The organism is Streptomyces sp. LBL, from assembly GCF_029893585.1.
GTDB lineage: Bacteria > Actinomycetota > Actinomycetes > Streptomycetales > Streptomycetaceae > Streptomyces.
Window position 1 is genome coordinate 209,871 of record NZ_JARXYX010000013.1, and the last position, 9,669, is coordinate 219,539.

Here is a 9,669-nt window from a genome sequence, read left to right on the forward strand (position 1 = left end):
CCGCTGCTCGGGGAGTCCTCCACCGGTCGCGCAGTGGCAGAGGGCCTCCGCCACAAAGGCGGAGGCCCTCTTCACGCAGGTGCTGTCACGCGGGAACCGACGCCACGCCCGGAGCCAGGAACTGCTTGCCGTTCACCCGCTCGGAGACACCCTCGCGGTCCAGGTACGGCGTGATGCCGCCCAGGTGGAAGGGCCAGCCCGCACCGGTGATCAGGCAGAGGTCGATGTCCTGGGCCTCCGCGACGACGCCCTCGTCGAGCATGAGCCCGATCTCCTGCGCCACCGCGTCCAGGACGCGTTCGCGGACCTGCTCCTCGGTCAGGACGGTGTCGCCCTGCTTGAGCAGCGCGGCGACCTCCGGGTCCAACTCCGGCTTGCCGCTGTCGTAGACGTAGAAGCCGCGCTTGCCCGCCTTGACGACGGCCGCGAGGTTCGGGGAGACCGTGAAGCGGTCCGGGAAGGCCCGGTTGAGGGTCTCGGAGACGTGCAGGCCGATCGCGGGACCGACCAACTCCAGGAGCACCAGCGGGGACATCGGCAGACCGAGCGGAGTGACGGCCTTCTCGGCGACCTCGACGGGGGTGCCCTCGTCGATGACGTTCTGGATCTCGCCCAGGAAGCGGGTCAGGATGCGGTTGACGACGAACGCCGGGGCGTCCTTCACCAGAACCGCGGTCTTCTTCAGCTTCTTGGCGACGGCGAACGCCGTGGCCAGCGAGGCGTCGTCGGTCTGCTCGCCGCGGACGATCTCCAGCAGCGGCAGGATCGCGACCGGGTTGAAGAAGTGGAAGCCCACGACCCGCTCGGGGTTCTTCAGCTTCGACGCCATCTCGGAGACGGACAGGGACGAGGTGTTGGTGGCGAGGATCGCGTGCGCCGGGGCGACCGCCTCGACCTCCGCGAACACCTGCTGCTTGACGCCGATCTCCTCGAACACGGCCTCGATGATGAAGTCCGCGTCCGCGAAGCCCTCGGCCTTGTCCAGCACACCGGTCACCAGCGCCTTGAGGCGGTTGGCCTTGTCCTGGTTGATCCGGCCCTTGCCGAGCAGCTTCTCGATCTCCGCGTGGACGTAACCCACGCCCTTGTCGACGCGCTCCTGGTCGATGTCGGTCAGCACGACCGGCACCTCCAGGCGGCGCAGGAAGAGCAGCGCGAGCTGGGAGGCCATCAGACCGGCGCCGACGACACCGACCTTGGTGACCGGACGCGCCAGGTTCTTGTCCGGGGCGCCCGCCGGACGCTTGCCGCGCTTCTGCACCAGGTTGAACGCGTAGATGCCGGCGCGCAGTTCACCGCTCATGACCAGGTCGGCGAGCGCCTTGTCCTCGGCGTCGTAACCCTGCTGCAGGTCGCCGTTCTTGGCGGCGGCGATGATGTCGAGGGCGCGGTAGGCGGCCGGGGCGGCCCCGTGCACCTTGCTGTCCGCGATGAACCGGCCCTTGGCGACGGCCTGGTCCCAGGCCTCGCCGCGGTCGATCGCCGGACGCTCGACCGCGATGTCGCCCTTCAGTACCTGGGCGGTCCACAGCAGCGACTGCTCCAGGAAGTCGGCGCCCTCGAAGAGAGCGTCGGCGATGCCGAGGTCGAAGACCTGCTGCCCCTTGAGCTGCTTGTTCTGGTTGAGCGAGTTCTCGATGATCACCGAGACGGCCTTGTCCGCACCGATCAGGTTCGGCAGCAGCGTGCAGCCGCCCCAGCCGGGGACCAGGCCGAGGAAGACCTCAGGGAGCGAGAAGGCCGCGATCGCCTTCGACACCGTGCGGTACTCGCAGTGCAGACCGACCTCGACGCCACCGCCCATCGCCGCGCCGTTGTAGTACGCGAAGGTCGGGACCGTGAGAGCCGCGAGGCGCTTGAAGACCTCGTGGCCGCCCTTGCCGCTGGCCAGCGCGTCCTTGTGCTCCTTCACCAGCTCGACGCCCTTGAGGTCGGCGCCGACCGCGAAGACGAACGGCTTGCCGGTGACACCGACACCGACGATCTCGCCGGCCGCGGCCTCCTTCTCGACCTGGTCGACGGCGGTGTCGAGGTTCGCCAGCGACGCCGGGCCGAAAGTGGTCGGCTTGGTGTGGTCGAAGCCGTTGTCGAGCGTGATGAGCGCGAAGCGCCCGGCGCCGAAGGGCAGATCGAAGTGGCGTACGTGCGCCTGGGTGACGACCTCGTCGGGGAACAGCTCGGCCGCGCCCTTGAGGAGTTCAGCGGTGCTCACTTGTCGCCTCCGGCGTCCTTGTGGTGCGGGTTCTCCCAGATCACCGTGGCGCCCATGCCGAAGCCGACGCACATGGTGGTGAGGCCGTAGCGGACCTCCGGCTGCTCCTCGAACTGGCGGGCCAGCTGCGTCATCAGACGGACGCCGGAGGAAGCCAGCGGGTGACCGTACGCGATGGCGCCGCCGTACTGGTTGACGCGCGCGTCGTCGTCCGCGATGCCGTAGTGGTCGAGGAAGGCCAGGACCTGGACGGCGAAGGCCTCGTTGATCTCGAAGAGGTTGATGTCCTCGATCGACAGGCCCGCCTTGGCGAGTGCCTTCTCGGTGGCCGGGATCGGGCCGTAGCCCATGACCTCCGGCTCGACGCCCGCGAAGGCGTAGGAGACCAGGCGCATCTTGACCGGCAGGTTGTGCTCGCGGGCGAAGTCCTCGGACGCGATGATCGAGGCGGTCGCACCGTCGTTCAGACCGGCCGCGTTACCGGCGGTGACCCGGCCGTGCACCCGGAACGGGGTCTTCAGACCGGCCAGGTTCTCCAGCGTGGTGCCCGGGCGCATCGGCTCGTCGGCGGTGACCAGACCCCAGCCCGTCTCGCCGGCCTCGGCGCTGGTACGGCGTACGGAGATCGGGACCAGGTCGGCCTGGATCTTGCCGTTCGCGTACGCCTTCGCCGCCTTCTCCTGCGAGCGCACGGCGTACTCGTCGGCGCGCTGCTTGGTGATGTGCGGGTAGCGGTCGTGCAGGTTCTCGGCGGTCATGCCCATGAACAGGGCGGACTCGTCGACCAGCTTCTCGCTGACGAACCGGGGGTTCGGGTCGACGCCCTCGCCCATGGGGTGGCGGCCCATGTGCTCCACGCCACCGGCGATGACGGCGTCGTAGGCGCCGAAGGCGATGGAGCCCGCGGTGGTGGTGACGGCCGTGAGCGCACCGGCGCACATACGGTCGATCGAGTAGCCGGGGACCGACTGGGGGAGACCGGCGAGGATGCCGGCCGTGCGGCCCAGCGTCAGGCCCTGGTCGCCGATCTGCGTGGTCGCGGCGATGGCGACCTCGTCGATCTTCTTCGGGTCGAGTCCGGGGTTGCGGCGCAGCAGCTCCCGGATCGCCTTCACCACGAGGTCGTCGGCCCGGGTCTCGTGGTAGATGCCCTTCGGGCCCGCCTTGCCGAACGGGGTGCGGACGCCGTCGACGAAGACGACATCCCTGACGGTACGAGGCACGATTGGCTCTCCTCCAGGGTGCGGGATCTGCACTGCTGCGATGCGCTGAGCGCGCGCTCAGACCCCATGCTACTTGTGGGTAATGTAGCTGCACAGTCCCCCCGCCCCAAGCGGCGAAGGTCACACTTTCGGAGGTGTGGTCGAACCTCGTGGAGTCAGCGGCCGGACGGGTACGGGACGCGACCCCGGTTCGTCTCCGCCGATCACCCCGAACAGCGTCCGGATCGTGTCCGCGTCGGAGGATCTTGGCTTGAATCCGACGTCCCTGATCCGCCTCAAGGACCCCTGCGCGGTCCCCGAAGCCCGTCGCGACGCCCGGACGACGGTCACGTGCCGACCAGGCGCGACGCCAGAGGGCCTGTTCGGCGCGACGCCCAAGTGACGGTTCGGCGCGACGGCTGGGAGCTAGTGCAGCGACAGGCAATGTTCGCCCCGTCGCGACGCCTGGCACGCTCCCCCACTGCCTTAAGGGCGTGGGAGGTGCCCCCACTCGCCGCACCGGGCGAAAGCCCAAGTACATCCAGTACGAGGGCTTCCGCCCGGCACGCCGATAGCACGCTCCCCCACTCTCGGCTGCGCTCGAGCGGGGGGACCCCCATGACGCCGCTCCTTCTCGGGCAGACATTGCCTGCCGCGGCACTAGGCGGGCAGCGCGGCCACCAGAGCGGCCACCAGAACAGGCGTCACCTGCTCCACCTGCCAGGACCGGGCCCCGTACCCCGTCAACGCGGCGCCGACCGATTCCGCGTTGACAACGTTGGGCGGCTCCCAGCAGACCCGCCGCACCGTATCGGGCGTGACCAGGTTCTCCTGCGGCATGTTCAGCTGCTCGGCCAGCGCCGACACCGCCGCCCGCGCCGCCGTCAGCCGGGCCGCGGCCGCGGGATCCTTGTCGGCCCAGGCCCGCGGCGGCGGCGGTCCCGTCACCTGCAGTCCCGGCTGCGGCAACTGCACGTCGGGCAGCGCCTTCGCCCGATCGACGGCGGCCTGCCACTGCTCCAGCTGCCGCCGCCCGGCCCGGTGCCCGAACCCGTTCAACGCGGCCAGCGCCTGCACCGTGGCCGGAAGGGAGAGGGCGGCCTCCACGATGGCCGCGTCGGACAGCACCTTGCCCGGCGACACGTCCCGCCGCTGGGCGATCCCGTCCCGTGTCTCCCACAGCTCGCGCACCACCGCGAGCTGTCGTCGCCGCCGCACCTTGTGCATACCGGAGGTCCGTCGCCAGGGATCCTTGCGCGGCTCCGGCGGCGGCGCCGAGGCGATCGCGTCGAACTCCTGCTGCGCCCACTCCAGCTTGCCCTGCCGGTCCAGCTCCTTCTCCAGCGCATCCCGCAGGTCGACGAGCAGTTCCACGTCCAGCGCCGCATAGCGCAGCCAGGGCTCCGGCAGCGGGCGCGTGGACCAGTCGACGGCCGAGTGGCCCTTCTCCAGCACGAAGCCCAGCACGCCCTCGACCATCGCGCCGAGACCCACCCGGGGGAACCCGGCGAGCCGGCCGGCCAGTTCGGTGTCGAACAGACGGTTGGGGACCATGCCTATCTCCCGCAGACACGGGAGGTCCTGGGTGGCGGCGTGCAGCACCCACTCCACACCGGAGAGCGCCTCGCCGAGTCCCGAGAGGTCGGGACAGGCCACGGGGTCGATCAGTGCGGTGCCCGCGCCCTCGCGGCGCAGCTGCACCAGATAGGCACGCTGCCCGTAGCGGTAGCCGGAGGCGCGCTCGGCGTCGACGGCGACGGGACCGGAGCCGGCGGCGAAGGCGGCGATCACCTCGGCCAGCGCCGTCTCGTCGGCGATCACCGGCGGAATGCCCTCGCGGGGTTCCAGCAAAGGGATCGGTTCAGGGCCGGACTCGGAGTTCGGCGCCCCCGTCTCAGAAGATCCGCCGTCGTCCGGAGGGGCGCCTCCGGTGGTTCGCAGTGAAGTGTCTGCTGCGGTTTCTCGGGCGTCGGTCACATGTCAAGGGTATCCGGGTATGGACAGCGCCCGCCGACGGAACGTTCCGTCGGCGGGCGCCCGAGGGTCGTAAACCAGTCAGCTCGGTGAAAGATCCGGTTCACGACGGGTGGGAACGTGGATGAGGAGCGCGGCGATCCGGTTCACGTCTGTGAAGGGTCAGGGTCAGTGGATGATTCCCGTCCGCAGAGCCACCGCGACCATCCCGGCGCGGTCGCCCGTGCCGAGTTTGCGGGCGATACGGGCGAGGTGGCTCTTGACGGTCAGCGCGGACAGGCCCATCGAGACGCCGATCGCCTTGTTCGACTGGCCTTCCGCGACCAGTCTCAGCACCTCGACCTCACGGCCGGACAGTTCGCGGTAGCCGCCCGGGTGGCTCGGGGCGCCCGGGTGGCGGCGGTGCATACGGGCGGCGGCGGAGCCGATGGGGGCGGCTCCCGGTCGGGTGGGGAGCCCGAGGTTGGTACGGGTGCCGGTGACGACGTAACCCTTGACTCCGCCGGCGAGCGCGTTGCGTACGGCGCCGATGTCGTCGGCGGCGGACAGGGCGAGCCCGTTGGGCCAGCCCGCGGCGCGGGTCTCGGACAGGAGGGTGAGGCCGGAGCCGTCGGGCAGGTGGACCTCGGCGACGCAGATGTCGCGGGGGTTGCCGATGCGGGGACGAGCCTCCGCGACGGACGAGGCCTCGATGACGTCGCGCACACCGAGCGCCCACAGATGGCGGGTGACGGTGGAGCGGACGCGCGGGTCGGCCACGACCACCATGGCGGTCGGCTTGTTCGGGCGGTAGGCGACCAGGCTTGCGGGCTGCTCGAGGAGAACGGACACCAGGCCTCCTGGGTGGGGAACGGGGCAGGTCACAGTCGTCTTCGGCACTAAACCCGTTCGCCTTTAGAGAATGATCACGATCTAGTGAGTAACAATCTGCGCAATTCGGACACGCGATCGATCACTCGAAGATCGAACGGTTTCGCTCTGAGTCGATACGCGGCCGAAAGTGGCCGTATCGACAAAATGATTCCCAAAAGATCGACGATCGGCGCCCGTCGTCAGGACTCAGCGTGACTGCGGCCCCCGACGCTGCGGCAGCGTGACCACCGACGCGTCGCCCGGCCCGGCTGGCGGCAGGCCCGCGACCTGGGCCAGCAGATCGCACCAGGACGCCAGGTGCGCCGCCGTGTCCGGCACCCCGCCCGGGCCCTCCCGGGGCGTCCAGGAAGCCCGGATCTCGATCTGTGAGGCGGCCGGGCGTTCGGACAGCCCGCCGAAGTAGTGGGAGCCGGCCCGGGTGACCGTGCCGCTCGGCTCACCGAACGCCAGACCGCGCGCGGTGAGCGCCCCGGTGAGCCAGGACCAGCAGACGTCGGGGAGCAGCGGATCGGCGGCCATCTCGGGCTCCAGATCCGCGCGCACCAGCGTCACCAGCCGGAAGGTGCCCCGCCAGGCGTCGTGCCCGTCCGGGTCGTGCAGCAGCACCAGCCGGCCGTCGGCGAGGTCCTCGTCGCCGTCGACGACCGCGGCCTCCAGCGCGTACGCGTGCGGAGCGAGTCGCTGTGGTGCCCGGGTCGGCTCCACCTCGATCTGCGGCCGCAGCCGCGCGCCTCTCAGCGCCTCCACGGCCGCCCGGAAGGGCAGGGGGGCCGACCTGTCCGCATGCCCTTCGCCCTCCTCGGTGTCCTTCGCCTCGTCCATTCCGCCCGTGCCGTCCGACAGTCGTCCCTGAGCCGCAGCCATGCGGGGAAGATTAAGGGGAACGGGCGCTCCGTGCAGGGAGGAACACCCTGCCCCGGACGTCGGGGTTGCCGTCGGACCCGACTTCGGGGCCGTGCGAGACTTGCCGGGTGAGTGCCAACGAGAGCCCCGCGCGCCCGCGGCCAGCGCAGCCGTCAGCCACATCCGAGGCAGTCGACGCAGTCGACGCAGTCAAGGATTCCGCCTTCCTCAAGGCCTGCAGGCGCGAACCCGTGCCGCACACCCCCGTGTGGTTCATGCGGCAGGCCGGGCGCTCGCTGCCGGAGTACCGCAAGGTCCGCGAGGGCATCCCGATGCTCGAGTCCTGCACGCGGCCCGAGCTGGTCACCGAGATCACGCTCCAGCCCGTGCGCCGGCACGACGTGGACGCGGCGATCTACTACAGCGACATCGTCGTCCCGCTCAAGGCCATCGGTATCGGCCTCGACATCAAGCCCGGTGTCGGCCCGGTCGTCGAGCGCCCGATCCGCACCCGCGCCGACCTGGCCCAGCTCCGTGACCTCACCCCCGAGGACGTCTCCTACGTCACCGAGGCCATCGGCCTGCTGACCGCCGAGCTCGGCGCCACCCCCCTCATCGGGTTCGCCGGCGCGCCGTTCACCCTCGCCAGCTACCTCGTCGAGGGCGGTCCCTCGCGCACGTACGAGAACGCCAAGGCGATGATGTACGGCGACCCCGAGCTCTGGGCCGACCTGCTGGACCGTCTCGCCGAGATCACCGCCGCCTTCCTGAAGGTCCAGATCGAGGCGGGTGCGAGCGCGGTCCAGCTGTTCGACTCGTGGGCCGGCGCGCTCGCCCCCGCGGACTACCGCCGCTCGGTGCTGCCCGCCTCGGCGAAGGTGTTCCGCGAGGTGGAGTCGTACGGCGTCCCGCGCATCCACTTCGGTGTCGGCACCGGTGAACTGCTCAAGCTGATGGGCGAGGCCGGCGCGGATGTCGTCGGTGTCGACTGGCGTGTCCCGCTCGACGAGGCCGTCCGCCGCGTCGGCCCCGGCAAGACGCTCCAGGGCAACCTCGACCCTACGGTCCTGTTCGCCGGCACCGAGGCGGTCGAGGCCAAGGCCCGCGAGGTCCTCGACGCGGCCGCCGGCCTGGACGGCCACATCTTCAACCTCGGCCACGGCGTGATGCCGTCCACCGACCCGGACGCGCTGACCCGCCTCGTCGAGTACGTCCACACCCGGACCGCCCGCTGACTCACCAGGTGTGCCGGGGCCTCGCCCGCCTGCCGAACCAGAAGCCCAGCACCAGCCAGGCCGGCAGCCGTAGCGGCAGGAAGACCAGGAACGGCACCAGCACCCAGACCCTGGCCTTCGGATACAGCACCGGATAGGCGCCGAGGACACCCGCGAACGCCCCCGACGCGCCGAACAGCGGGTCGGACGAGTCGGCGTTGAGCAGCGCGAAGCCGTACGAGGCCGCGTAGCCGCAGACGACGTAGAAGAGCGCGAACCGCACGTGCCACTGGCTTATGTATAGCTCGGGGGTTCGTCATCCGCTCTGATCTGGTGCTTTGCGTGGCAGACATGTCTGCGACGGGTTTCGTCCCGGCCCCGGAGTCCTAGCTCAGACACCAGCCGCGCAAGGTGACGAGCGGGTAGTTTCTACGTCGTGTGGCGGTCCCGTTTCTGCTCCGGACGCCTTGTGAGGCCGAATCGAGTGGATCGACTCGCCCAGCGTCGGTTGTGCCTGCTCCCCGCCGCCTGGTGGACGGCGGAGAGCGAACTGGGAGCAGGGCCTGACGTTCCACGGGCGACAGCCGTGCTGACGCAGGCGATGGGAGCTCAGTTCTCCATTACCACTGCTCCCAATGCAGGACCTGCTCCCGAGGAATTCGGTTGGCGGTCACGACGATGGCCAGCCCCATGGGGACGATGCCTAAGCCGGTTGCCAAAGCCCCGAAGTCCTGGACCTGTTGGAGGTACAGGACGGCAGCGAACTGCCAGCCGATGGTGGCGCAGGCCCAGGCAAGCGCGGCAAGGTCGGCGGTGACCAGACTGCGCGACCGAAAGACACGCAGTGGGACCAGCGGGAGCTGCTGCCGACGCTCAATCAGTACGAAGGCGACCAGAAGCAGGACGGCCGCCGCTCTTGCCGGCCAGGTGGTCCCGGTGAGTGCGTACACGAGCAGTAGCACTCCCGCGGTGATCGTGACCGCGCTGGCTCCGTCGAAGCCCCTGGCCGTACTGTGCGAGCGCTCCACTCTCGGCAGCACCAACGGCGCGAGGACGAGGACCAGCAGGGCGATCGGCACCGGGAAGAAGAACACCAGTCGCCAACTGACCTCGGTCAGCAGCCCGGAGGCGATAAGTCCGCCGCTGTATCCGATGGCGCCGGCCAGGGCGTAGACGCCGAGCGCTCGGTTGCGCTGAGCGCCTTTGGTGAACGTCGTGGTGATGAGTGACAGGGCCGCCGGGGCGTGGAATTCAAGGCGTCTATCCGGTCCTGTTCGTGGACGCCATCAACGTGAAGATCCGCGACGGCCAGGTCGCGAACCGTCCGATCTACGTCGTCATGGCCGTGACC

At 70.0% G+C, this 9,669-nt stretch carries 7 protein-coding genes and 3 pseudogenes; 2 read left to right on the forward strand and 8 right to left on the reverse strand.

The window, feature by feature from the left end; all coding sequences use genetic code 11:
* Positions 1-85 precede the first annotated feature (85 nt).
* The 6 genes and pseudogenes from M2271_RS18235 to M2271_RS18260 all read right to left on the reverse strand — a co-directional run bounded on the left by M2271_RS18235 (position 86) and on the right by M2271_RS18260 (position 7,125).
* Complete coding sequence (locus M2271_RS18235) at positions 86-2,212, reverse strand: 3-hydroxyacyl-CoA dehydrogenase NAD-binding domain-containing protein (RefSeq protein WP_280888299.1); 2,127 nt, start codon at positions 2,210-2,212, stop codon at positions 86-88.
* Entirely contained in the window at positions 2,209-3,435 is a 1,227-nt protein-coding gene (locus tag M2271_RS18240; protein ID WP_280888300.1) for an acetyl-CoA C-acyltransferase, read from the reverse strand. The genes M2271_RS18235 and M2271_RS18240 overlap by 4 nt, the downstream gene beginning before the upstream one ends.
* Positions 3,436-3,555: 120 nt before the next feature.
* A pseudogene (locus M2271_RS18245) lies at positions 3,556-3,669 on the reverse strand (LacI family transcriptional regulator); the annotation flags it as partial.
* A 405-nt stretch (positions 3,670-4,074) separates the two neighbouring features.
* Entirely contained in the window at positions 4,075-5,391 is a 1,317-nt protein-coding gene (locus M2271_RS18250; protein WP_280888301.1) for a ribonuclease D, read from the reverse strand.
* 165 nt (positions 5,392-5,556) lie between these two features.
* A complete protein-coding gene (locus M2271_RS18255; RefSeq protein WP_280888302.1) occupies positions 5,557-6,219 on the reverse strand; it encodes a response regulator transcription factor in 663 nt (220 codons plus the stop codon).
* Positions 6,220-6,447: 228 nt separating this feature from the next.
* Complete coding sequence (locus tag M2271_RS18260) at positions 6,448-7,125, reverse strand: DUF3000 domain-containing protein (protein ID WP_280888303.1); 678 nt, start codon at positions 7,123-7,125, stop codon at positions 6,448-6,450.
* Between the two features lie 107 nt (positions 7,126-7,232).
* Here M2271_RS18260 and hemE point away from each other — a divergent pair, with 107 nt between their 5' ends.
* Positions 7,233-8,339, forward strand: a complete 1,107-nt coding sequence (gene hemE / locus M2271_RS18265) for a uroporphyrinogen decarboxylase (RefSeq protein ID WP_280888304.1) — start codon at positions 7,233-7,235, stop codon at positions 8,337-8,339.
* A gap of 34 nt (positions 8,340-8,373) precedes the next feature.
* Here the strand turns inward: hemE and M2271_RS18270 are convergent.
* Both M2271_RS18270 and M2271_RS18275 read right to left on the reverse strand, forming a co-directional pair.
* Positions 8,374-8,604: pseudogene (locus M2271_RS18270) on the reverse strand (rhomboid family intramembrane serine protease); the annotation flags it as partial.
* A gap of 334 nt (positions 8,605-8,938) precedes the next feature.
* Entirely contained in the window at positions 8,939-9,550 is a 612-nt protein-coding gene (locus tag M2271_RS18275) for an MFS transporter (protein WP_280888310.1), read from the reverse strand.
* A 26-nt stretch (positions 9,551-9,576) separates the two neighbouring features.
* Between M2271_RS18275 and M2271_RS18280 the strand changes: the two are divergent.
* Positions 9,577-9,669, forward strand: a pseudogene (locus M2271_RS18280) (transposase); the annotation flags it as partial.

Coding starts and splice junctions, on each gene's coding strand:
- M2271_RS18260 (WP_280888303.1), bottom strand. CDS start 7,125: ATGGCTGCGGCTCAGGGACGACTGTCGGACGGCACGGGCGGAATGGAC.